This is a genomic window from Streptomyces sp. NPDC085524, from assembly GCF_044541755.1.
Lineage (GTDB): Bacteria > Actinomycetota > Actinomycetes > Streptomycetales > Streptomycetaceae > Streptomyces.
The window spans coordinates 41,427-64,580 of the sequence record NZ_JBITTH010000040.1 but is presented as its reverse complement, the minus strand read 5'-3'; the positions used below and the strand labels follow the sequence as shown (position 1 = coordinate 64,580).

Below are 23,154 nucleotides of genomic sequence, written 5' to 3'. Positions count from 1 at the left end.
ACCCGGGGCTGTTCACGGAAACCTTCTGGGCGGCCCTGCACGGACTGGCCACCCTGACCCGGGCAGGACGGCTCCCGCGGGAGGACACCGAACGCAGGGTGGCACTGGTGGTGGACCGGCTCGCCATCGCCTGAACCACCACGTCCCGGCCGGCCCGTACCTCGGACGGGGCACCCTCAGGTCGACCGGGCCCCCCGTCAGTTGTGTCCGCGCGGTTGGCCCCCTGCCGCCTTGGACTGCTTGCGGTAGGCCCCCGGCGGCGATCCGAAGTGCCGTTTGAAGGCTTTGGCGAAGGCGAACTCCGACGTGTACCCCGTGTGCTGCGCGATGGTGCCGAGCGGGGTGGGCGATCGGTGCAGCAGCCGCGCCGCGGTGGCCATCCGCCAGTTGGTCAGGTACGTCAACGGCGGCTCGCCGACCACCGAGGCGAAGCGGCGGGCGAACGCCGCGCGGGACAGCCCGGCGCACGCGCCCAGAGACTCCACGGTCCAGGGATGGCCGGGATCGTCGTGGATCGCCTTCAGGGCCGGGGCGACGGCCGGGTCGGTCAACGCGGCCGCCCAACCCCGGGTCCGCTCCTTCGGCAGTTCGGCGTACCACGACCGGAGGATGTACAGCAGCAGCAGATCGACGAGCGCCGTGACGACCGCGTCCGAGCCCGGCTGCGGCGCATGGAACTCGGCACACAGCTGGTCGACCGCCGAGCGAAGGACCGGGTGGCGGCCGGGAACCGCAGGGAGGTGGATCACCTCCGGCAGATCGCTGAACAGCGGATGCGGGCGATCGACGTCGATCGCGTACGCGCCGCACACCAGCACCGTGCGCGGCCCCGGTCCGTCCACGACGACCCGGCCGATGGGCGAGGAACGGTCCACGCGCTCCGGTACGAAGTCCGCCGGAGCGCGGTCGGGCACGTCGCACAGGGTGTGCCCGCTGCCGCGCCGCAGGAACACGATGTCGCCGGGGCCGAGCGCGAGCGGCCGGCCGTTCGCGGGCAGCAGGTGGCAGTGTCCCTCCACGACCACGTGGAATCCGGCTCCTGAGACGGGCTGGAACTTCAGGGCCCACGGGGCGTGCGCATCGGTGCGGGTCACCATCGGGCGTCCCGTGCGCAGGACTTCGAGGGTGTCGCTCAAGATGTCCATGGCGCCACCCTAGCGCCTGTCGGGCGAGACGATATGACAGGGAATCAAGACTTCAAGGCATTCATCGTCTCACTGTGGAGACGTACGTTCTTGCCATGGCGGTGCCGGACCCCGGCACCGCATCGACGAAGGAATGGATCCCATGTCTCTGGCCGGCAAGAAGATCGTGATCATCGGTGGAACCTCCGGCATCGGCTTCGAGGTAGCCCGTCAGGCAGCGGCGGCCGGCGCGCACGTCGTGGTCGCCTCCAGCAATCAGGACCGCGTGGCCGCCGCGACGAAGCGGCTGGGCGAGCCGGCCGAAGGCCGCCGCCTGGACGTCGCCGACGGCGACGCCATCGCCGCGTTCTTCGAGCAGGTCGGGGAGTTCGACCACCTCGTCTACACCGCGGGCGAATCCCTGCTGATCAAGCCGCTGGTCGACACCGCCCCGCAGGAGGCCAGGGCCGTCTTCGAGCGCCGGTTCTGGGGCGCGTTCCTCTCCGCCAAGTACGCCGCACCGCGACTGCGCGAAGGCGGCTCGATCACCTTCAGCTCCGGCGTCCTCGCGATCCGCCCCCTGTCCGGCACCGCGCTCACGGCAGGCATCACCGGCGGCATCGAGGCCCTGTCCCGGGCACTCGCCGTCGAACTCGCCCCTGTGCGCGTCAACGTGATCCAGCCCGGTGTGATCCGTACCGAGCTGTGGGACGGCAGTGTCCCGGACCCGGAGGCTTTCCTCCGGGACGCCGGGTCCGATCTGCTCACGCGGCGCGTCGGCACTGCCGAGGAAGCCGCGGCGGCCTATCTCTTCGTCTTGGCCAACTCCTACGTCACCGGCACCACGCTCGCGGTGGACGGCGGCGCGGCACTGGTGTGACACCGGCGCCACCGCAACAGCCAAGGAGGCAACGCCGCAGCTACTGACCGGGGCCGCCGCCTCCCACCGGTTCGATCAGGTCTGGCTCGCCCAGGTGGGCGCGATTGATCCGGCCCCGGCCCCGGACGATGCCTTCTGCGGCGAGGCGCTCCCGGAGCCGGCGGGGTGCGAGGGCGTCGTTGAAGCTCTCGACGAGGCCTCGGCCCGTATCGGCGAACTCGTAGCGGACGGCGTAGGTCTTGCCCTCGTGCTGCCATGCGCAGCGGACCAGGGGACGCACGAGGATGGCCTCGAACCAATCAGCCGTCCGTTCTCCCAGCTCTGCCGGGTTTCCGGCAGCCGTGAAGGTGAACTCGGTCGCCTCCTCCGGCAGTGAGAAGGTCTGGTTGTGGAGCTTGTCCGCGTGGACGGCGGATCCGTTGAAGTGGGCGCCCACAATGAGGATTCCCTGATTGCGCTGCGGATCGACGACGTCCAGCCAGACGATCAGCTCGCGGTCGCGGTCGTGGTCGTGCTCCGGAGGCACCACGGCCGTGTCAACCGGGTCCCCCGGCCACGAGTGCGCGCGTGCGGCCAGGACGTCCACGAACGCGCGTTGCGCGGGGTCCAGGTCGTCCGCGTCGTACTCGAACCAGGGGATCTCTTCCATGGCCGCACTCTATGTCCCCCCGTTCCACGGGATGTCCGGTGGCCGCCGGTCCGGCGGAGCCGGTAGTCGTCCTTTCCGCTCACCGACCACACCTCGACGCGCTCCCGGCTGGGCTGCAGCTCCACCCAGCGGACCTCTCCGGGCTGGATGCGCTCCACGACCGTCCGCTGGTCGCCGCTGAACCAGGTCAAGGACCTCGCCGACGTCGTGACCGTATCGGTGGACTGTGCCCATGTTCTGGCCCTGAGCGCGGACGGCACCGTCAAGCCCTGGGGCAGGAACGGCGACGGCCGGCCCGGCAACGGCAGCACGGCCCCGTCGGCCGTCCGCTGTCCGGGTCCCGTGGGGCGGAGTTCCCGATGCACGGGACCGGGAGGGAAGACCGCGCTGTTCCATCCGCACGTCTCCTCGCCGGTCAGGTAGCGGTACAGCCATTCGGCGAAGGACAGGGGGGTAGCCGGTCCACTCGGTCTCACTGTTCAGTACGGCGATCCCGTCGGGTACCTTCCCTGGTCGGTGCCGGCGAGGGGGATGAGGCCCTGGGCCGTGCCGTACGTGATGCGACGGCGCGTGAGTCCCGCGCCGCCGCTGTCCGCACGGGGAAGCGGCGGCGCGGCGCCGTCAGGTCGCCCGGCGGCGCCTCAGCATGTAGAAGGCGATGCCGCCGAGCAGGAGGATTCCGGCGCCCGCACCAGCCGGCAGCGCGAGCCTGCCCACAGCTGAGTCGTCGTCCTTCGCGGAGGCCGTCGTACCGCCGGTCCCCCTCTGCTCGGCGGCCCCGCTCGCACCGGACGGGGAGGGGCCCTGGGCTGTGTCGTCACCGAAGAAGAACACCGGGCTGTTCCCCGCTCGCGGCGTGCCGGAGACGTCCACTTTCAGTGAGATCGGTACGACGACGCCCTTCGCCCGCGGGTCCGGTTCGGCGACCTGCGCCTGGATGTAGTACGTGCCGGGCACGTCGTATCCCTTGGAGTCGGAGCTCTTCGCGTCGCCCTGATCGGTGATGTCCCAGGGGCCGCAGACCCGCTCGAAGTGCCCGGTCCTGCCGGTGAAGAGCTCAGCGGAGCGCTGGTCGTCGTTGCACTGCGTCGACTCGCGCTGGGAGTTGTAGACGGTGACGGCCCATCCGGAGGGGGTGGAGCTGGGGAAGTCGGCCGGGGTGTCCACACCTGCCGTGACGGTCAGCTTCTGGCCCGCCTTGACCTCCACCCGCCAGAACGGGGCCTCACCGACGGCGATGGACTGCCGGTGGCTGCCCGGTCCGATCGGGGTGGCGCTGTTGAAGGAGAAGCCACCCTCTGCGTCGGCCCCGGTACGGGGCGCCGGAGTCCGCGCGCCGGCCCCCTGGGTCGTCGCGCCGGCGATGCCGACGAGAAGCTCGACGGGCATCGGCTTGTCGCCGGACTTGGTGATCCCGTTCTCCACCACGATGCAGCCGGTGTCGTCCGGCGCGGGCGTCTCGTTGCCCGCTCCGGGCTTGCTGCGGCCTCCGGTGGAGATGACGTTCGCCCAGCCCATCGACTGCGAGAACTCCCGCAGCCAGGTGCTGGGTTTGCCGTTGCCCGCAGGTCCGGCGGCGACGGTGATGATGGCGCCGCGCGAGTACCCCTCCTCCGCGACGGCCGTGGCACTCACCTGGAGCCGCTGGTCCGGCCGCTTCTTGACCTTGTAGTAGAGGTCGCGACCACCGGTGAACTCGTCCAGGTACTGACCGGGCGTGACCAGCGGAGCGTCCTGGCAGCCGTTGAGGGAGCCCTCGACCGGCTTTCCGCTCGCGTGGTACGTCCGCCACGCCTTGCGGAACAGCGTGCCGAGATTGGCGGTCAGCGAGTCGGCGTCCTCGGCGTCCGCGTACGACCCGCCGGTCGCGTCGGCGATGCACCTCAGCTGCGTACGTGCCGAGGAGGGCGTCCGGAACCCGACCACGTCCACGGCCAAGTCGATTCCCTGTGCCTTGAGTTCGCGGGCCACCTCGCACGGGGGCGGCGGCGCACAGGTGTCGTCCCCGTCCGATACCAGGACGACGCGGCGCGCCCCGCTCGTGCCCAGGTCCTTGGCGGCTTCGCGGAGCGCATGGCCGATCGGGGTGAAGCCGACCGCCGTGAACCCCTCGACGCGGTTCTTGGCGTCGGCGCGCGCGGCCGCATCCATCGCGGTGACCGGCAGGACCTGCTGCGTGTCGGTGCAGCCCTGCTTCTTGTCCTGTCCGGGGTAGGTGGCTCCGTAGACGCGCAGTCCCAGCGGGGCCTGTTCGGGGGCGGTCTCGATGATCCGGGTGACTGCCTGCTTGGCTGCGGCGAGGCGGGTCTGGCCACCGGCGTCGTTGTCGTTCATCGACCCGGACAGGTCGAGAACCAGGTCGATCCGGGCAGGCTCCGGAGCCTCGGGCCGCGCGGGAGCGGCACTCGCGGTCGCCGTCGACGACAGGAGCGCGCCCAGCATCAATACGGAAACAGCAGCGAGCACGCGTCGCCGGCGTGGTCTCGGATACATGAAGGTGATCTCCCGGAGGGTTGTCGAACGGCTCCTCGGCACGTGCCGATCGGGGTCGGAAGAGGGATTCGTTCCGTTCGGGCTCCGTCCCGCGAACGACGTGCATGGTGCTGGGCGCTTCCGCAAACGCACGGCGTTGAGGCCTCAGGCCTCAGGCCTCAACGCCCGCTGCCGGCGTGGCGATTGCCGCCATACCCGAAACGCCGGATTATCGACGAGGGTCATGGACGCCAACTCGCTTTTCAGCTGCACTGTTTCTGCGGAAGGCCCCAGAGGCAAGTCTTACGTTGTGTGATCATCCTTTCCAGGGTCTGTACGTGCAGATAATTGGGCCGCCGTGGCTGCTGCCCGGGCGCAACGCGAGCGGAAGGTGTCGGATGGATACGTCGGCCGGTGACCGGGGCCGCCTCAAGGGGATCCTTCAGGCACGCCGAGCCGCGATCGACCCTGTGAGCGTGGGGTTCCCCGGACGGCGGCCCGGTCCCGGCCGACGGGCTGCAGGTCTCAGCCAGGAGCAGATGGACGTGCTGCTCACGCGCACCGCGGGCACGTACAACCGGTTCGAGAACGGTCAGCTCTCCAGCCCCGGCGCCGGTCTCCTCACCTCAGTCGCCCGGACCCTGCGGCTGGACGAGCAGGAGTGGGCCTTCCTGTGGCTGATCACCCGCAAGGAGAGCCCGCCTCACGCCCTGCACGGCAGCTCGGGGACGTCCATAGCCGAAGCGTGGCAGCGGGTCGCCGACCACATCCACGGTGCATTGGCGTTCGTCAACGACGCCGAATGGAACGTCATCGTCCACAACGAGGACTACCGACGCCTGTTCCCTGGCGGGCGAGCCCCCGCCAACATCATGCGCTGGCTGCTCCTGGACCACGAGGCCCGCACCGACGTCCTGATGCACTGGGAGACCCACTGGGCGCCGGCCATGATGCCCCACCTGAAGCACAGCGTGGAGCTGCGCCCGGAGAATCCTGCCCTCGGCCGTCTCGCGTACGACGTCCTCAACGACCCCGTGAGCGGCCCGCTCTACCGGGAGCATGCAGCGGCCCCCATTCCCTATTTCGACGGCTCCGAGCTCCCCATCCGCCACGCCGTCCACGGCCCGGGCCGGGTCACTACCTGCCTGGCCGAACCGGTCACAGCCCCCGGAGCCCGCATCAATCTGAGCTTCTACACACCTGGAGTCCCGGTTCTGCAGGAGCTGCCGCGCAGCGACAAACAACTGAGGGCTCCAACGGCGGTCGGGAACCACACCCGGGCGGGCCGATAACGTGATGATCACGGACCTCACCCGGAAGGAGTCGGAGCGCCGCGTGGTGCGGACACGGCACGGCGACGCGATGCTGCTCGCCGACTTCATGCTGACGCGGGTCTTCGAAGTCGCCGTGCACGGGAGCGACCTGGCCGATGCCCTCGGACGTGAGCCGCTGGAGCCGGAGGAGTCCTGCAAGATCTCCCGGCTGGGTATCACCTGGCTTGCACTGGGATGAGAGCGGTCCCCGAAGCCCCAGCTGCGCGAGGGGCCTCGGTATGACTCGCGGCCCGGCCCGACACGGGCCGGGCCGAGGCGACGACCAGGCGGGTGCCGGCGTCGGTGACGACCTGCACGTACCCCGAGACCGAGCCTCCTCGAACCCCTACGGCCCGCCGCCGAAGAAGCCGGACCTCAGGTCCCCGATGACCGCATCGATCGGATGGCCGCTCACGATGAACGGTCCGCTCCAGGGCGCGCTCAGCGCGAAGAGCAAGGCCAGGCTCAGCCCGACCACGCTCGCAACACCCACGACGAGCAGCGACGTTCGCAGGCTGCTGTGGAAGATCAATGCGCCGGCGTTCACGATCAAGGCCAGTCCGCTGGCCACGAGCGTGACGACGTAGAGCGTGGGAACGTCACGCGAAGCCGCCGCGACGCGGGCGCGACGACCGCTGGTGACGCTGTCCAGGGAGACCAGCAGCTCCGTGCTGGCCGGGGAGCCCAGCTCGGGCCGGGCCGCCTCCGCGCGCACGCTCCGCTCCAGCCGCGCAATGGCGCGAGCGGTGGCCGGGTCGTCGGCGGACGACACGAGTTCACCGTCCCATTCCCTGGCACGTGTGGTCTTCAGGTAGTCCTGCAGCGCCGCATGGATCGGCTCCGACCGGACGCGCGGGCTCGTCGCCGCCCACGCCAGGCGGGAGGCCGCGGCCGCCTCGTCGCTCACCAGCCCCTCCGCTGCGCGCAGGTAGCCGGCCTCGCTGGCCAGCGAGAGCGCCGCGAAGATCGCGAAGGCAGCCCCGAGCGTGGGCATCAGGGGCATGGCGATCTGCGGCACCCGGTCCTGTTCTCCGGCCGGTACCAGTGCCCGGACGCCGACCCGGGCCACGGCCGCGACCAGCAAGGCAAGGAAGAGCCAGCCCACAACCAGCACCGCCGCCGGCAGCGAGGTCAACCAGTCCACCACATCACCCACAGTGCGTTCCAGGAGCGTCACACAGCCGCGGCGCACCCGCCCCGCGACCGGCCTGGACCTCCTCGTCGATCACCTGCAACCAAGGCCCACATGATCACAGGCTGCAGACCTCCGATGCCCACGACGCCCGGCACTGCAGCTCGTTTCGTGGGCCGAACAGCCGAATGCGGCCCCTACGGGCCAGTGCGGTTCGGCGTCCGACGCCGCGGCGCCAGGACCCCGGCCGGAGTCCTGGCCCGCGTCGGGCCGGCTCGGCAGCGCGTACCACCAGGAACCGCGACGCTCCGTCAGCCGGTGCGGCGATCGGCGGGACGGTGGCGGCGCCGAGACCCCCGTGCTCGGCGCCGTCACCTGCCGTACGCCGGATCCGCCCAGGCCGAAGGACCCCACAGAACCTCCGACCGCTCGATGCGGATCCGTCCCCGCGCCAGAACCCTCCCGGGCGCCGCCATGGTTCGGCCCCGGTTTCGCCATGGCATGCCCATGGCTCGATCCAGCTGCCCCCGACGACGCTCGCCGGCGGTTCTGGCACAGTGCGCGCATGCGGACGGGGAGAGGCGGGTCGGGGAGAGGAAGGCCGGGCACGTGGAGCTGAGGCTGCTGGGGCCGTTGGAGCTGCTGGACCACGACCACCAGCCGGTCGCGCTCCCCGGCGGGCGGGCCCGGACCGTGCTGGCCGTCCTCGCCCTGCACGAGGGGCGGGCGGTCTCCGCCGAGCGGCTCGTCGGGGCCGCCTGGGGCGATGCCGCGCCCGCCACCGCCCGGGCGCAGCTCCAGGCGCTGGTGTCGTCCTTGCGGCGGGCCCTGTCCGCGGGTGGCGCCGTACAGCAGCCGCTGCAGACGCAGCCCGGCGGCTACGCGCTGTCGACGCGGGTGCTGCGCTGTGACCTCTGGCAGTTCACCGAGCAGGTGGAACGCGGACGCGAAGCGGCCGGACAGCGTCCCGCCGAGGGGGTTCGCCGGCTGCGCGCCGCGCTGGCCCTGTGGCGGGGGACGGCCTTCGACGGTCTGCCCTCGCCCGTTCTGGAGGCCGAGGCGTCCCGGCTGGGCGAGGTACGCCTCGGAGTCCTGGAGGAATGCCTCGACGCCGAGCTGCGCCTCGCACCGCGCCCCGATCTCATCGCCGAGCTGCGGGCACTGGTCGCGGCGCATCCGCTGCGGGAGCCGGCCCACCGGCTCCTGATGCTCGGCCTGCACCGGGCCGGGCGGCACGCCGAGGCGCTCACCGCCTTCGACGACGCCCGGCAGGCGCTGGTCGCCGAACTCGGCGTGGACCCCGGCCCCGCCCTGGCCGACCTGCGGCAGCGGATCCTCACCCAGGATCCCGCCCTCCCCGCGGCGGAGCCCGCTCCCCCGCGCACCTCGTCCGCCGTGCCCGGTCCCGTACGCGTCGCCCTCTTCGGCAGGGACGACGACCTGGCCGCGACGGCGGCGCTGGTCGCCGGCCGGCGGCTCGTGACGCTGGTGGGACCGCCCGGTGTCGGCAAGACCCAGCTCGCGCTCGTGGTCGCGGCCCGCGCGGCGGGCCCCGGCACTCCGGACGGCGTCTGGACGGTGGAGCTCGACAACGTGACGCGCCCCGACCTGGTCCCGGCGGCCGTCGCGGCGGCGCTCGGGGTGCCGGCCGGGCCGGGCAGGCCGCTGGTGGACACCCTGACCGCGGCGCTGGCAGACCTGCGCGCCCTGCTGGTCCTGGACAACTGCGAACACGTACTGGACGCCTGTGCCCGGCTCGCCGGCCTGCTGACAACGCGCTGCCCGGGCCTGCACGTGCTGGCGACCAGCAGGGAGCCGCTGGCCGTGCCCGGCGAGGCCGTACGCCAGGTCGAGCCGCTGTCCGTTCCCGCAGGGGACGCTCCCGAGGACCTGGGCGGCTCGGCGGCCGGGCAGATGTTCCTCGACCGGGCCGCCGCTCTGGCACCCGGGCTCGAGGTCACCCCCGACACCGCACCCCACATCGCGCGGATCTGCCGGGCGGTGGAGGGGCTGCCCCTCGCCCTCGAACTCGTCGCCGCCCAGCTGCGGCTGCTGTCGGTCGCTGAGCTGGCCGACCGCATCGACCGGCAGCCGGACCTGCTGGCCCGGCGCCGCTCCACGCCCGACCGGCACCGCTCGCTCCACGCCGCCATCGACTGGAGCCACCGGCTGCTGACCGACGACGAGAGGCACGTCTTCGCCCGGCTGTCCGTCTTCGCCGGCGGTTTCACCTCGGATGCCGCGGCAGCCGTCGTGAGCCCGACCACTGCCCCCGCCGACGACGCGGTGGCGGCCGTCTGGGAGACGGAAACGGTACTGCGGGACCTGGTCGAGCGCTCACTGGTCGTCCCCGCACCGGCCGGCGGGCACGCCACCCGCTACCGGCTGCTGGAACCCGTCCGGGAGTTCGCGGCACGGCGGCTGCGGGCACTCGGCGAGGAGCGGACGAGCCGCGCCCGCCACGCCGCCCACTACTGTGCGCGTGCCGTCGAGGTCACCCTGGACGGCACCGGCCGCACCGCCGGGAAGACCTTCGAGCTCAAGCAGCAGCTCCGGCAGGAACTCGCCAATCTGCGGGCGGCCCTGGACTGGTCCCTGGACGGGGGCGACCCGGAGGTGGGCATGACCCTCGTGGGTGCGGTGTCCTGGCTCTGGGTCGGCCTGCCCGGGGAAGGCAAGGAGTGGGTGCAACGGGCGCTCGCGCGGCTCGGTGACGCGCCGCCGGCCGCCCGGCCGCGGGCCCTCCTCGCCGCCGGGCTGGTCTCGCACAGCACCGACGTGGCCGACTCCGCAGAACTGCTCGCGCGGGCCGCCTCGCTGGCCGAGGAGTGCGGCGATCCGGGTACGCAACTGGAGGCGCTCGCCCAGCTGTCCATCGCCCGCTGCCTCCAGGGCCGCTGCGCCGAGGCCGTGCAGCTCGGCGAGGAGGTGCTGGCTGCGGTCGTTCTGTACGGCTCGGAGTTCCAGGCCGCGCGGGCCCGCATCCCCGCCGGCCTCGCCCGCTGCAGCCTCGGCGACATCTCCCGGGCGGCCGAGCACCTGGCGCGCGCCGAGGACGTCTTCCTGCGCTACGGAGCCCGCGACGACCTGGCCATGACCCGGTGGGCCCAGGCCGAGGTCGCGTTCTACGCGGGCGAGCCCGCCCGGGCGGCGCAGCTGTCCGCGGCGGCCCTGCACGACACGGACACCGGGGACGACCTCTTCGCCACCGCCTGCCGCCACGCCCAGCACGCCCGTGACCTCTACGCGGCCGGGGAGGCCCGGCGCGGTGTGGATCACCTGCGGCTGGCGCTCCGGCACTGTCTGGACGAGGGGCTGTGGATGCCCGCCGTCGACGCCCTCTTCACCGCGGCGGGCATCGCGGCGGAGGGGACGGCCCCGGAGCGCGCCGTCACCCTCCTGGCCGCGGCGACCGCGCTGCGCGCGTCGACCGGACGGGAGCCGACCCCGGTGGGGCTTCCCCGGCTGGCGCAGCTGGATCGGCGGCTGCGGGAACGGACCACCCAGGAGCGCTACCGGACGGCGCACGAGGCGGGCGCAGCCATGCCCGCGGAACAGGCCGTCCGGCACGCCTTGACGGCAGTGCCCGCCCAGGGCTGAGTCCGCGCGGGCCGGCACCACCCCGATGATCATGACGGGCGGTGCATCGAGGACAATGCACCTGAGACGAGCGAGCGAGAGCAAGCGACGGCAAGTGACAGGACGAGGGGGCAAGCCCGTTGATCGCGGACGCGGAGCAGCGTGAACACGTACGACCGTTCATGCACATGGGGGAGCAACTCATCGCAGTGTGTTCCTACGAACTGGGTCCGGGGGTGCCGACGGTTCCCGAAGCGCTGCTGGCCCCGCCCCAGCCCTCCGAACTCCAGCGGCGCATCGAGGAGAAGCTGCCCCGGCCGCTGCGCCGGCTGGCCCAGTCCCGGGTGCTCGACCCCCGCCGGTCGCGTCCGGCGGCGGCCGCGAACGCCGTCGACCGGCTGCCGGACGCGGTGGACGACATCGGCACGCGCCTGATGCACGGCAAGAACATGGAGGGCGGCTGGCAGAGCTTCGCCGGACACTTCGTCATCAGCCACGCCAACGCCCGCGGATCGGCCACGGGCGGCCTGCTCGCCGTCACCGACCGGAGCTGGCTCGCCCTGGCCGACGTATCGCCGCTGTGGCAGTCCACCCCCGTGATGCGGCAGGCGTGGCAGGCGCCCCGGCAGGCCGTGGCCGCCGTGCGCGCCAACCCCACGGGCGCACTCCAGAAGCGGCGGATGGACATCGAGTTCACGGACGGCTCGTGGGTCGCCCTGCTCGCCTCGGCCGCGGGCCACGCCGCCGCCTTCGCCGCGGAATCGGCCCGCTACCGCTGACGGCCCCGGCCGAACAGCTCCCGCAGCCGGCCGCCGCGGCGCTTCGCCGCGAGCGGCCACGGCCCCTGGGATTCGAGTGCGTCGGCGAGCCGGGCCAGGAAGGTCCGGAACTCGGCTTCGCCGAAGGGCTCTTGGCCCGGGTACGGGTCGAAAGTGCTCGCCAGTGGCGTGTCCGTGGCCAGCACCGCCCGCAGCCCCGCCACCTGTTCGGCCATCGGCCGGTCGGAGAGCGGTTCGACCTGCATGGCCGTCGCGTACCGCCGCACCAGCTCCTCGTCGAGCGCCGCGCCGCTCTCCCGGTACATCGCCTGGTACAGGATGCAGTTGACGAGCCCGAACGCCCATGCCCCCACCCGAGCCATCGCCGAGCCCCCTTCCTCTGACGCATTCACCGACGAACAACAGAGTCGACCGGGGCCCATCAAACCAGCCGTCGCCCTCGTTGTCGGTGGAACCGTCTAACCTGCGGTCCATGATCGAGGGGGAATACGCCGTACCGTCAGCCGGTGCGCTCGCCGACGAGGTCGCGGCCGTGCTGGCCGGCCGCCGCAGCCCGGGAGTGGTGGCGTACGAGCGGCTGCTCGGCGCCGTGGTGGTGCACGCCTACCGGGACCGGGAGGCTCTGACCGCCGCGCTGGGGTCCGTCTCCCGCGAGTTCGCGGTACGGCCGGACCGGCAGGTGGCGTGCCTCGCCGGCATCGTCGGCGCCGCGGTGGAACCCGTACGGGCCGGGGAGTCCTGGGAGGACGCCGGGTCGGGCTGGCTCGAGCTGTGCCAGCACGTGGCGCTGGACTACATCGAGGGGGCACGCGTGGGCGAGCTCCGGGCGCGGCTGCGGGTCGGCGGCCCCGTCCCGTTCCCGCTGTCCGTGCCGAGCGGGCCGACCGGTGCGCTGGAGCCGAGCCAACTGGTCGGGCGGCTCGCGGAGTACGCGCGCCTCGGTGTCCGGCCCGGCCCCGCGGACCTGGGGCTGGCGCTGCTCCGGTGCGGCGGCCCTGTCGACGGGGAAGCCGTGCGCGCCGCCGAGCAGCTGGATCTCGCGGAGGGGCCCCGGGTGGCCGACTGGCTGCGGCAGGGCGGGCTGCCGCAGCCGGCGGCGTGGCGGGAGCAGGAGTCCGGTGCGCCCGAACGTCCCAGCAGGCGGCGGGGTGCGCGCGTCGGGCGCCGGATCCTGGTGGGGCATGAGGCGATCGACGGCCGCGGGGCGTTCCCCCGGCCGTTCTGGTCGCTGTTCCGGAAGTTCGAGCCGGCCATCGGGTGCCCGCACATGTCCCTCGCGGACTTCCGGGACGCCCATACGGTCGCGACCCTGCCCTGGCACCCGGAGATCGCCGCGGCCCGGCTGCTGACGGGCGTCGCGTCGGCGGCCGACCAGGACGGCGGCCGCGGTGCGCCCGCCTTCCTGGAGGCGCTCGCCGCCGCCGACGGCCCCGCCGGACCGGCCGTGCACCTCGCCGTCGCCTACGGGCTCGCCTCGGCTCCCCCGGAGGACCGGGAGGCCGCCGTACGGGCGCTGCTCCTGCTGGCCGCGCGGGGCAGGCTGGACGGGGACCTGCTGGGCCGGGAACTCGCCGAACTCGTGGGGCTGGGCACGCTGAAGGCGGCCCTGGTGACGGAGTCGCTGGGGGTGGCGGCCGCCGCCCCGCAGGGCGCCGCCCCCGTCTGGGCGGTCATATCCTCCGCCCTCCCGAGCCTCCTGGCCTGCACCAAGCCGCAGGCGCACGGGGCGCTGCTGGCCGTCGCGGCCGACGCCGCACGGCTGTCGGGTGCGCGTGGTGCACTGCCCGAGGTGACCGTCCTGGCGCAGAGGCCGGGGTCGTCCCGGCTGCTCAGGGAGGCTCGGCGGCTGCACGACGCGCTGGCCGGGACCTGAATCACGGGGCCCGGCGGTCGGCCGCGTCGAAGCGGGCGAGGGCGAGCGCGCCGGCGTGCAGTGCCCGCTCCAGCGCCGGGGCGAGGCCGTCGTCCAGGCCTCCGAGGGCCTCGGCGGCCTCCTCGACGGCGTCCCGGACGATCTCGGCGGCGACCTCCTCGACCGGGGTGCGCGGCCCCAGCTTGCTGACGGCTGCCGCCGCCCGGTTCGCGGTGAGCAGCGCGGCGACCTGGCCGAGGAGCCAGCCGGGCACCCCCGCCGCGCCTTCGGCGGGCGCGCGGTACGGTCGCGAGCCGTCGAAGCGGTCGTCCTCGGCGAAGGCGGGGTGCTTGAACTTGGCCACCGGGCGCCCGGCCGGGCGCGTGCCGTCAGCGCTCCCCCACTCCTCGGCGGGCTTGACGACGAGCCCCTCCGCGAGGTTGCCGGGCAGTTCGGGCAGGCCCAGCAGGGCCGGTACGCGGGTCGGGAACACCGGCGTCCGCTCCTGCACCTGGGCGAGCGTCCCGCGTGCGATCAGCGGGGCGCAGTGCAGGCCCGCGGCGCCTGCCGCCTCCCGCAGTGCCCGGTCGCCGACCCAGCGGGTGCCCTTCCCGGCCGTCTCGACCGTGGCGTCGAACGGCAGCCAGAGCAGCCCGGGCGCGTACCAGACACCGGTCTGCACCGGCTCCGTACCCGGCGAGGGCGGCACGTCCGGGTGCGGGTAGCGCCCGCCGGCCAGTTCGCCGTAGACCGTGACCGGAGCCGAGGGGGCGGTGCCGTAGGCGCGGCGCAGGGCGGCGGCGCAGCGCTCCGCGGCGACGGCCAGGGCGGGCCAGATCCGTCCTACGCCGAAGAAGTCGTCGAGCCCGCTCTCCCCCAGCAGTTCACGGCGCTTGGCCGGGCGCGCTCCGGCCGCGTCGCACACGACGGCGAAGTTCGCACCGTGGACCTTCTCCGATGCGACCCACTCCCGGGCCCCCCGGTTCTCGCCCAGCCGGACCCGGGAGGGGATCTTGGGGTACGGCGACCAGCCGCTGTCAGCCGCCATTCCGGCCACCGCCGTGCTGGTGCTGTTCGGGCAGTCGGCTGTCGGGGTGCGCCCACAGGAGCACGTTGTCGGGGCGCGCATCTGCGAAGAAGTCGAGGACGTCCTGGTCCGAGTGGCGCAGGCTGAAGTGGGTGAGGACGAAGAGGGTGTCCGGGTGGGCCTCGACGACCGGCCGCAGCCGGCTCCACACGGTGTGCCCGACCCGGTCGGCGCGGTCCAGCTCGGCGTCGTCGAGGTAGGTGCACTCGGTGATGATCACCGGGTGGTCGAAGAGCCACGGGTTGTCCTCGAAGACGCTCACGTGGGTGTCGCCGAGGAACGCGAACAGCGGCTTGGGGACCTCGTGTTCCACCTCGGCGCCTTCCTTGCGGCGCTGCGCGAGGATGCGCCCGAACTCGGCTCCGCCCCGGCCCTGTGCGGCGAGGGTGTTCCGCAACTCCTGGTACGCGGGGAGCAGTTCCCTGCGGCGCTCGGAGAACGCGTAACCCACGCAGGGCACCTTGTGCGCGCACTCCACCACCCGTACGTGGTGCCCGCGGCGGCCGAAGGTGAACTCGTCGCCGCCGCGCACGCCGTGCAGCCGGCAGTTCGCGGCGAGGGCGGAGTCGTAGGCCGTGCCGTGGTTGAGTTCGGCGGAGGCCCGCAGGAACCGCTCCACGTACGGGACGGCGGGGGCGGGCAGGTGGATGTCGACCCCGCCGGGCCGGGCGGCGAGGTAGTCGAGGTCCTTGGAATGGTCGTGGTGGGTGTGGGTGAGGAAGACGGTCTCCGGCTGACGGCCTTCGGCGAGGCCTGCGTCGAGCGCGCAGCGCAGCTCGGGGATGTGGAAGAACGTTTTGTCGTTGGCGCGCGAGTACCCGGTGAGGGTCAGCTCGGTGCCGGGTATGCGCCAGGTCTTCCACTGACGGAACGGGTGTCCGCGCTCGAGCCGTTCGGGGTGGGCGGGGGTCCGCTCGGGGGCCTGTGCCATCGGTGCCGGTGCCTCCGTCGGACCGCGGTGATCAAGGTGAGGGCCCGATCGTAGCGGCCCGTGCGGCGGGCCGGCCCGTGGTTTTCCGCGTGCGCGGCGCGGCCCGCACCTCTGCGGGGCGGGTGCCGCTCGAGGGCGATTGCGCCGGTCCCGGCGCTCCCCCGCTCACAGCCAGCCGTGGCGCTGCGCCTGGAGGCCCATCTGGAAGCGGTTCTCGGCGCCCAGGCGCGCCATCAGGATCTGGAGCCGGCGGAAGAACGTGCGGCGGCTGACGCCCAGCTCACGGGCGATGACCTCGTCGCTCGCGCCTCCGGCGAGGAGCCGGAGCAGCCGGCGGTCGGCCGGGGGCAGGCCGGCCGGGCGGGTGGTGCGGCCGTGCAGCGGCAGGGCCGCCTGCCAGGTCTGCTCGAACAGGGCGAGCAGTGCGGAGAGCAGACCGCACGGCTGTACCACCAGCATCGTGTTGTGCACGTCCGCCTCCCTGATCGACAGGGACACCAGCGCGTACGCCTCGTCGATGATCACCAGCTTGACCGGTACCGACGGCGCCACCCTGGCCTGCTCGCCGGCCTCGATGCACGGTTCGATGGCCGTCTCCAGCTGCCCGGGCACCTCCAGCGACGCCCTCGAGTAGACCACCCGCTGCGTGATGCCGCGGGCGAGTGTCGCCAGTGCGTCGTCCGTGGCACCGGCCAGCGGGAAGTACGGCGGCGAGTCCAGCTGGCGGATCTGCTCACGGGCACTGGCCCACGCGTGGCGCATCCTCGGGCCGATGGCGTCGCCCGTCACCACCTCGACGAGGTTGTCGTTGTACGCGGCGAGCCGCTGGCGGCGGAACGACTCGAACGCGCCGCCCACGGTGATGCGCGACTCCTCCAGCTCCGCCGCCCGGTGCCGGGCGAGGATCTCCAGGCCGGCGGCGGGCGGCACCGGCGCCACCACGTCCGCGCCCTCCTCGGCGGCGCTGGCCAGTCCGGCGTCGACCAGCTCGCCGTAGGCCGCGGCGAGCCCGGCGCCGTCCACTCCGGCCGCCTCCCCGATCGCGCCGAGCGGAGCGGGGGCCAGTTCCAGGAGCGCCAGGTACACGCGGCCCGCCACCGGGTCGATCCCCAGCAGCCGCAGTGCCTCGCCCAGTTTCGTGTTCGCCATGCACCGCATTATCGACGCCCGCGAGGTGCAGTGGCTGATCGGTGCCACTGACACCACCGGCCCTCCCCCGCCTGCCGTCCCGCAGTACCGTCCGGGAGTCGCCGAGGCCTCGCGCGGCAGTCGAACCCATCCGGAAGAAGGTGCACGACGTGGCGAAGGGTCGGAAGAACGGCCTCTACTCGGGGATCTCCGAGGAACTGTCCGCTCTGATGAAGACGGGCTGGGCGGACACCGAACGGCACGACGTCCCGCTCGACGATCAGGCTCCTTACGCGGCCGGCCGGCGCGCCGCACTCTCCGCGCGCTTCCCCGGCGAGCGGCTGGTGATCCCCTCCGGCAACCTCAAGACCCGGTCGAACGACGATCCCTACCCGTTCCGCCCGTACTCCGGCTACGTCCACATGACCGGGGACCAGGCCCGCGACGGCGCGCTCGTCCTCGAGCCCCGCCCGGACGGCGGCCACGACGCGTACTGCTACCAGTTGCCGCGCGACGGCCGGGACACGGACGAGTTCTGGCTCGGCTACACCGCCGAGCTGTGGATGGGCCGCCGTGCCTCCCTCGCCGAGTCCGAGCGCCGGCTCGGGCTGGCCTGCCGCGACGTCCGTACCGCGGTGAGCGAACTGACGGCCGCCCCCGATGCACCCACCCGGATCGTCCGTGGCATCGACCCGGCGCTGGAGGCCGCCGTCACCACGGACGCGGAGCGCGACGCCGAGCTGGAGGAGGCCCTGAGCGACCTGCGCCTCGTCAAGGACGCGTGGGAGGTCGGCGAGATGCGCAAGGCGGTGGACTCCACCGTGCGCGGCTTCACCGACTGCGTGGCCGAGCTCTCCCGGGCGGTCGCGTCCTCCGAGCGGTGGATCGAGGGCACCTTCTTCCGCCGCGCACGGCTGGAGGGCAACTCCGTCGGCTACGGCTCGATCTGCGCCGCGGGCGACCACGCCACGATCATGCACTGGACGGACAACGACGGGCCGGTACGCCCCGGCGATCTGCTCCTGCTCGACGCCGGCGTGGAGACGCACACCCTCTACACCGCCGACGTCACCCGCACCCTGCCGATCAGCGGCACGTTCACGCCCGTGCAGCGCAAGGTGTACGACGCGGTGTACGGGGCCCAGGAGGCGGGCATGGCCGCCGTGAAGCCGGGGGCCGCCTACCGCGAGTTCCACAGGGCGGCGCAGCAGTACCTGGCGGAGAAGCTGGTCGAGTGGGGCTTCATCGAGGGCCCGGCGGACCGTGCGTACGAACTCGGCCTGCAGCGTCGCTTCACCATGGCGGGCACCGGCCACATGCTCGGCCTGGACGTCCACGACTGCGCCGAGGCCCGCAACGACGAGTACGTCGACGGCGTGCTGGAGCCGGGCATGGTGCTCACGGTGGAGCCGGGCCTGTACTTCCAGCCGGACGACCTCACGGTGCCGGAGGAGTGGCGCGGCATCGGCGTCCGGATCGAGGACGACCTGCTGGTGACGGCCGACGGCCACGAGAACCTGTCGGCGGGCCTGCCGCGTTCGTCGGACGAGGTCGAGGCGTGGATGGCCCGCGTCGCGGGCTGACGGGCACCGACGGCCTGGGCAGCCGGACCCGTCCAGGAGCGGGACGGCGATGGAACACCGCGGCTTCCGGTGCCGCGGAGCTCCATCGCCGTGCTTCCGGGTCCGGATCAGAAACGCCGCTCGGTACGCCAGGTCGCCTGGCTCGAGGGGTTGGTGAGGTCGTAGGTGGTACCCGAGAGCCGGCCGTCCGGGCCCCGCGTCCCGGTGTAGCGGCCCACGGGACCGTGCGACCAGGCGATCACGAAGTAGATCTGCTGGCCGTCGACCGCGCCCTCCCGGACGTTGCCCACGGTGTTGCCGGACCGCACCGACCCGAAGAGGCGCCCGTCGGCGTCCTGCGAGAAGTCCACGCGGACGGTCGCGTTGCTCTGGTAGATGTCGTACACCCCGCTCGCGTTGAAGCCGGGCACGCGGGCCGACCGCTCCGCCGCCGGGGCTGCCGTGGTGCTGCCGGCGGGGGCGGCGAAGGCTGTTCCCGTGACGGAGAGGAGCACGGCAACGGCGGTCGCGGTGAGCAGCTTGGGGATGCGTACTGTGGACACGGGCCCTCCAGGGCGGCCGGGACGATCGGCTCCGGTGCATGATGCACGGAACCTCAACCGCAGCCATACCCAGCGCATGCGCCCTGAGGCCTGAGTTCACCCGAACGGGGCTGCAGCCTGCGCGAACGCCCTGGCCACGCGCCCTTGCGGCCCGGTTCGGGGGTCAGAAGCGGTTGCTCCGGACCGGTCCCGTCGAACGGAGGGCGGAGCGCGGGCCCGTGAGCCAGAGCGGGGCGACGGCGGCGGCGAAGGCGCGGAAGGCCGCATCGGTGTCAGCGCCTGCGGGGGCCGAACCGTCTCCGGGATCGGTCTCGGCCCCGTCGGCCGTGACGATGTCACGCGCGATCGCCTCCGCCGGCCGGGCGTCAGCCTCGCCACGGCCGTCCACGCGCAGTTGCTCGCCCCAGGGCTCGGAGCCGAGCTGCCGTTGCAGACAGCTGAAATCGGCCGGAACCGTGCCGGGTTCGGTCCACCGGCTCGCGTGCTCGTACAGGACCTGGCCGGGGGCGCGGTCGCGGAGTCCGGCCTGTACGTCCTCGTCGTGCGCGCTGAGGTCGTAGGCCACGAGGAGGGTGCCCGGGCGATCCGGGTCGTACGGGACCTTCTCCAGACCCAGGATCTCGGCCGCCGCCAGGGCGAGGATGCCGTCGGAACGACCCGGGAGTGCGCTCACCGCGTCCGGCCGGTGCCCGGCCGCCTCCAGGGCTGCCGACAGGCGGTCCAGGCCGCGTCGGCAGGCCTGGTAGCTGTCGCTCAGGTAGGCGTATCGGCCCGTCATGACTTCGAAGCCGTGCGGGGAGAGCGTGCCGAGCAGTGTCCCGGTCAGCGCGAACTGCCACCCCCGCAGGTCCGCGGCGTCCAGCGGAGCCACCTGCGCGGCGGCCCGGGCCCGTTCGAGCATCCGGCTCAGCCTGCCGTACGCCCAGCTCCAGGTGTCGTCATCGGGTGCGGGCAGGCCCGCAGCTTTGGCCCGGGCGGTGGCGACGTCTCCGGCGAGCAGGGCGTTGTAGGCGACCAGGTACTGGCCGGGCCACGGTTCCAGGAGGGCTTCGTGGCGCAGGAGTTCCTGCGTCGCCTCGGCGTGCCGGTCCTCGGCCTCCAGGGCCGCGACCAGCTCGGACAGGACCCGCCGGGCAGAGCCCGGGGCCAACCGCAGTACCTCGCGCAGGGCCGGTACGGCGGCGAAGGCGATGCCGTGCTCGATGCACAGGTATCCGAAGTCGAAGAGACCCTGGGGGTCGCCGGGCTTGCGGGCCGCCTTCTTGGCGGCCTCGGCGAGGTCGTCGAACCCGACGGCCTCGGCGAGCGGGCCGACTTCGGCGGCGAGTTCGCCGGGTGCGGCCGTGTCGGCCAGGGGGCGCAGGGCTCGGACGGCGCTGGGTATGTCGCCGGAGGCCAGGTGGCGCCGGACGTCGTCGAATGTATTGCTCATCGCCGATGATCCTGGACGTGGGGCGGGACGGGATCAACTGGATTTCGCGGCGCCCCGGCCCCGGTGCGGGCGGACGGCTCACCGTGGTGGGAGCCGTCCGCCCGGAGCGCGGACCGACCTGGGTCAGGGGGCCATCTCGTACGCCCCGGCCAGGGACTCCACGCGGGCCCAGACGCGGGCCGTGCGCTCGGCGCCGGTGACCGGACGGCGCACCGCGGCCAGGGCCCAGGCCTGCTGGGCAGCCGTGGCGGATTCCTTGCCGTGGAGCTCGACCGCGTGCGCGGAGAAGTCGCGCACCAGCACGCCGAACAGCTCGTCGAGCACGTCCTCGTCCAGGCCGGTGAGGCGGGCCTGCTCCAGGATCAGCTGGCCGTGGACGACCAGGGCGAACAGCTGGCCCACCGCCAGGAGGAGGTCGAGGTCGCGGCTCTGCTCCTCGTCGGGCGCGGCGGTCTCGACGAACTCGCACAGCGCGTCGGCCTGTTCGCGGAAACGGGCGACGTTGGGCACGGCCGCGTACGCGTCGTAGGCGGGACGCCAGTCGTGGAAGCGTACGGAGCCCAGGCCGCGGGCCGGGCCCTGGGCGAAGAGGAAGGCGTCGTCGGCCGCGTCGAGGCGGGTCGGCACGGGAGCGTACTCGGCCGGGGCCAGCAGGTGGTTGCGCATGAACTTGAGGATCAGCGCGAGGTTGACGTGGACCGTGCCCTCCAGCTTCGGCAGGCCGCGGATCTCGACGGCGGCGTTGGCGAAGTAGGTGTCCTTCTCGAAGCCCTTGGCGGCGATGACGTCCCACATCAGGTCGATGACCTTCTCGCCCTCCGTGGTCACCTTCATCTTCGTCATCGGGTTGAAGAGGAGGTAGCGGCGGTCCTCGGGACCGGCGGAGCGGAAGTAGTCGACGGCGCGGTCGCTGAACAGCTTCATCCCGACGAGCCGGACGTAGGCATCGGTCAGCTCCCGGCGCACGTGCGGGAAGGCGGTGACGGGGCGGCCGTAGAGGATGCGGCCCTGCGCATGGGTGACGGCCTCGTACATCGCGTGCTCGCAGATGCCGATCGACGCGGTGCAGAGGTTGAACTTGCCCACGTTGACCGTGTTGAGGGCGGCGTCGAAGGCGGCGCGGCCGGTGTGCAGGACGTCCTCGGCGCGTACCGGGTAGTCCTCCAGGCGGAACTCGCTGACGTACTTGGAGGAGTCGACGACGTTCTTCACGAGGTGGTACGCGTCGTGACGGCTGTCGGCTGCGAAGAAGACGTAGCCATCGGGGCCTTCGACGTCGGTACGGCGGCCGAAGACCGAGACCAGTCCGGCGGCGTTGCCGTTGCCGATGTAGTACTTGGAACCGGTGGCACGGAAGCCCCCGGAACCGTCCGGCTCCAGCAGCATGTCGGTGGAGTAGATGTCGGCGCCGTGGGTCTTCTCGGAGAGACCGAAGGCGAACACCTCGCCCTCGGCGAGGAGTTCCGCGGCACGGCTGCGGGCGGCGGCGTTGTCGCTCTGCCAGACCGGGCCGAGTCCGAGGATGGTGACCTGCCACGCGTACCAGTAGTCCAGGCCGTAGAAGCCGAAGATCTCGTTGAGGGCGGCGATCCGCGCGGTGTCCCAGCGCTTGTCCGGCTCGCCCTCGCCGGCGGCGGGCGCCGGGGTCAGGAAGGTCGCGAAGAGCCCCTCCTTGGCGGAGAAGGCGATGAAGTCCCCCAGCCAGGCACGGGTGCGGTAGTCCTCGATCAGCTTTCGCTTGCCCCGGGCCTCGAACCAGTCGACGGTCGCGCGCAGCAGCCTGCGCGTCTCGGGGTCGAAGTGCGCGGGGTCGTAGGTGCGCGGGTTGAACAGCAGCGGATCGCTCATGGAGGTTCGCCTTTCAGCCAAGGGATGAGGGGTGGGGAAGGAACGAAGGAAGAGGGGCGGGGGCGGTCAGGAGGCCGCGAGCCGGTGGAGCGTGGCGAGTACGTCCTCCAGCCAGGCGAGCTGCATCCGCTCGTAGGCGATGCCGCCGCGCAGCACCACGTGCTGGAGCTCCTGCCCGGCATCGGACGTCGCGGGCGCTTCCGGGCCCGTGAAGTCACGCAGCTCGCCCGCGAGGTAGTGCGTGAGCCTGTCGCGGTGCGCCTGGAGGTGCCGCTCGACCTCGCGGATCAGCGCGGCCGGGTCGTCGAAGGCCGCACCGCGGATCTTCACGGCGAGCTCGTGCCGGACGCTGTCGGGCTGGATCGGTTCGTGGAGCCAGGCGGAGAGGGCGGCCCGGCCGGCCGCGGCGACGGAGTACACCTTCTTGTCCGGCCTGGCCTGCTGCGGCACCTCGAGGACGTCGAGCCAGCCGTCGCCCTCCATGCGCTTGAGCACGCGGTAGATCTGCTGGTGGGTCGCGGTCCAGAAGTAGCCGATGGACCTCTCGAACCGGCGGGCCAGCTCATAACCCGAGCCCGGCTTCTCCAGCAGGGAGACGAGGATCGCGTGCTCTAGTGCCATGCCCCCGATCCTTCTATGCAACTCGTTGCATAGACAAGTGCCACCGCTCGTGTGAGACGCGGCTCACCCGGGACGAGGGGGAGGCGGCAGGTTCAAGGGCACGACCGCTGTCAGCACCGGTCGCCGGCGAGCAGGGGCTCGACCGCCCGGCTGACCTGCAATCACGGTGGCGACAGGCCCGTCGCTGACCTACTGTTCCCGG

The 23,154-nt window shown here is 72.8% G+C and carries 20 protein-coding genes and 1 pseudogene; 9 read left to right on the top strand and 12 right to left on the bottom strand.

Translation table 11 applies throughout. From position 1 onward, the window contains the following. A pseudogene (locus ACIGFK_RS39225) lies at nt 1-134 on the top strand (TetR family transcriptional regulator); the annotation flags it as partial. Nucleotides 135-197: 63 nt separating this feature from the next. Here the strand turns inward: ACIGFK_RS39225 and ACIGFK_RS39220 are convergent. Further along, a complete protein-coding gene (locus ACIGFK_RS39220) occupies nt 198-1,145 on the bottom strand; it encodes an AraC family transcriptional regulator (protein ID WP_376662022.1) in 948 nt (315 codons plus the stop codon). Between the two features lie 142 nt (nt 1,146-1,287). Here ACIGFK_RS39220 and ACIGFK_RS39215 point away from each other — a divergent pair, with 142 nt between their 5' ends. Beyond that, nucleotides 1,288-2,004: an SDR family oxidoreductase gene (locus tag ACIGFK_RS39215; RefSeq protein ID WP_400055647.1), complete on the top strand. Its 717-nt coding sequence runs from the start codon at nt 1,288-1,290 to the stop codon at nt 2,002-2,004. Between the two features lie 40 nt (nt 2,005-2,044). On the opposite strand, the gene ACIGFK_RS39210 is transcribed toward ACIGFK_RS39215, so the two are convergent. Next, complete coding sequence (locus ACIGFK_RS39210) at nt 2,045-2,653, bottom strand: hypothetical protein (protein ID WP_400055645.1); 609 nt, start codon at nt 2,651-2,653, stop codon at nt 2,045-2,047. A gap of 147 nt (nt 2,654-2,800) precedes the next feature. Between ACIGFK_RS39210 and ACIGFK_RS39205 the strand changes: the two genes are divergently transcribed. Next, complete coding sequence (locus tag ACIGFK_RS39205; RefSeq protein ID WP_376662019.1) at nt 2,801-3,076, top strand: hypothetical protein; 276 nt, start codon at nt 2,801-2,803, stop codon at nt 3,074-3,076. Between the two features lie 198 nt (nt 3,077-3,274). On the opposite strand, the gene ACIGFK_RS39200 is transcribed toward ACIGFK_RS39205, so the two are convergent. Next, nucleotides 3,275-5,119 (bottom strand): VWA domain-containing protein, encoded by a 1,845-nt coding sequence (locus tag ACIGFK_RS39200; protein ID WP_400055643.1) that lies wholly within the window; start codon nt 5,117-5,119, stop codon nt 3,275-3,277. Between the two features lie 404 nt (nt 5,120-5,523). Between ACIGFK_RS39200 and ACIGFK_RS39195 the strand changes: the two genes are divergently transcribed. Both ACIGFK_RS39195 and ACIGFK_RS39190 read left to right on the top strand, forming a co-directional pair. Continuing rightward, complete coding sequence (locus ACIGFK_RS39195; protein WP_400055642.1) at nt 5,524-6,417, top strand: helix-turn-helix domain-containing protein; 894 nt, start codon at nt 5,524-5,526, stop codon at nt 6,415-6,417. A 4-nt stretch (nt 6,418-6,421) separates the two neighbouring features. Further along, nucleotides 6,422-6,637, top strand: coding sequence for a hypothetical protein (locus ACIGFK_RS39190; protein WP_400055641.1), 216 nt, complete (start codon nt 6,422-6,424; stop codon nt 6,635-6,637). 147 nt (nt 6,638-6,784) lie between these two features. Here the strand turns inward: ACIGFK_RS39190 and ACIGFK_RS39185 are convergent, their stop codons facing one another. Then, nucleotides 6,785-7,615, bottom strand: coding sequence for a hypothetical protein (locus tag ACIGFK_RS39185; RefSeq protein ID WP_376657189.1), 831 nt, complete (start codon nt 7,613-7,615; stop codon nt 6,785-6,787). 564 nt (nt 7,616-8,179) lie between these two features. Here ACIGFK_RS39185 and ACIGFK_RS39180 point away from each other — a divergent pair. Together ACIGFK_RS39180 and ACIGFK_RS39175 are read left to right on the top strand one after the other, a co-directional pair. Next, on the top strand, nt 8,180-11,170 hold the full coding sequence (locus ACIGFK_RS39180) for a BTAD domain-containing putative transcriptional regulator (RefSeq protein WP_400055639.1): 2,991 nt from the start codon (nt 8,180-8,182) through the stop codon (nt 11,168-11,170). Nucleotides 11,171-11,337: 167 nt separating this feature from the next. After that, the gene (locus ACIGFK_RS39175; RefSeq protein WP_386470307.1) at nt 11,338-11,928 is read left to right on the top strand and encodes a hypothetical protein; all 591 of its coding nucleotides are present in this window, start codon (nt 11,338-11,340) and stop codon (nt 11,926-11,928) included. On the opposite strand, the gene ACIGFK_RS39170 is transcribed toward ACIGFK_RS39175, so the two are convergent. Then, the gene (locus ACIGFK_RS39170) at nt 11,919-12,290 is read right to left on the bottom strand and encodes a hypothetical protein (RefSeq protein ID WP_386470304.1); all 372 of its coding nucleotides are present in this window, start codon (nt 12,288-12,290) and stop codon (nt 11,919-11,921) included. The two genes, ACIGFK_RS39175 and ACIGFK_RS39170, sit on opposite strands and share 10 nt — an antisense overlap. Before the next feature lie 110 nt (nt 12,291-12,400). Here ACIGFK_RS39170 and ACIGFK_RS39165 point away from each other — a divergent pair, with 110 nt between their 5' ends. Further along, entirely contained in the window at nt 12,401-13,801 is a 1,401-nt protein-coding gene (locus tag ACIGFK_RS39165) for a hypothetical protein (protein WP_400055637.1), read from the top strand. A gap of 1 nt (nt 13,802) precedes the next feature. Here the strand turns inward: ACIGFK_RS39165 and ACIGFK_RS39160 are convergent, their stop codons facing one another. The 3 genes from ACIGFK_RS39160 to ACIGFK_RS39150 form a co-directional block, all read right to left on the bottom strand. Continuing rightward, on the bottom strand, nt 13,803-14,828 hold the full coding sequence (locus tag ACIGFK_RS39160) for an RNA ligase family protein (RefSeq protein ID WP_400055635.1): 1,026 nt from the start codon (nt 14,826-14,828) through the stop codon (nt 13,803-13,805). Further along, nucleotides 14,818-15,798 carry an MBL fold metallo-hydrolase gene (locus ACIGFK_RS39155; protein ID WP_400055634.1) on the bottom strand — a complete coding sequence of 327 codons (981 nt, stop codon included), beginning with the start codon at nt 15,796-15,798 and terminating at the stop codon, nt 14,818-14,820. Before ACIGFK_RS39155 ends, ACIGFK_RS39160 begins: the two co-directional genes overlap by 11 nt. 165 nt (nt 15,799-15,963) lie before the next feature. After that, nucleotides 15,964-16,947, bottom strand: coding sequence for a LuxR family transcriptional regulator (locus tag ACIGFK_RS39150; RefSeq protein WP_400055632.1), 984 nt, complete (start codon nt 16,945-16,947; stop codon nt 15,964-15,966). Between the two features lie 149 nt (nt 16,948-17,096). Here ACIGFK_RS39150 and ACIGFK_RS39145 point away from each other — a divergent pair, with 149 nt between their 5' ends. After that, nucleotides 17,097-18,509, top strand: a complete 1,413-nt coding sequence (locus ACIGFK_RS39145) for an aminopeptidase P family protein (RefSeq protein ID WP_400055631.1) — start codon at nt 17,097-17,099, stop codon at nt 18,507-18,509. Between the two features lie 107 nt (nt 18,510-18,616). Here the strand turns inward: ACIGFK_RS39145 and ACIGFK_RS39140 are convergent, their stop codons facing one another. The 4 genes from ACIGFK_RS39140 to ACIGFK_RS39125 all read right to left on the bottom strand — a co-directional run bounded on the left by ACIGFK_RS39140 (nt 18,617) and on the right by ACIGFK_RS39125 (nt 22,952). Further along, a complete protein-coding gene (locus tag ACIGFK_RS39140) occupies nt 18,617-19,051 on the bottom strand; it encodes a hypothetical protein (RefSeq protein ID WP_376657198.1) in 435 nt (144 codons plus the stop codon). Nucleotides 19,052-19,214: 163 nt separating this feature from the next. Then, nucleotides 19,215-20,483, bottom strand: coding sequence for a hypothetical protein (locus tag ACIGFK_RS39135; protein WP_400055630.1), 1,269 nt, complete (start codon nt 20,481-20,483; stop codon nt 19,215-19,217). A gap of 123 nt (nt 20,484-20,606) precedes the next feature. Next, complete coding sequence (locus ACIGFK_RS39130) at nt 20,607-22,331, bottom strand: acyl-CoA dehydrogenase family protein (RefSeq protein ID WP_376657200.1); 1,725 nt, start codon at nt 22,329-22,331, stop codon at nt 20,607-20,609. 66 nt (nt 22,332-22,397) lie between these two features. Beyond that, entirely contained in the window at nt 22,398-22,952 is a 555-nt protein-coding gene (locus ACIGFK_RS39125) for a PadR family transcriptional regulator (RefSeq protein WP_376657201.1), read from the bottom strand. Nucleotides 22,953-23,154 lie beyond the last annotated feature (202 nt).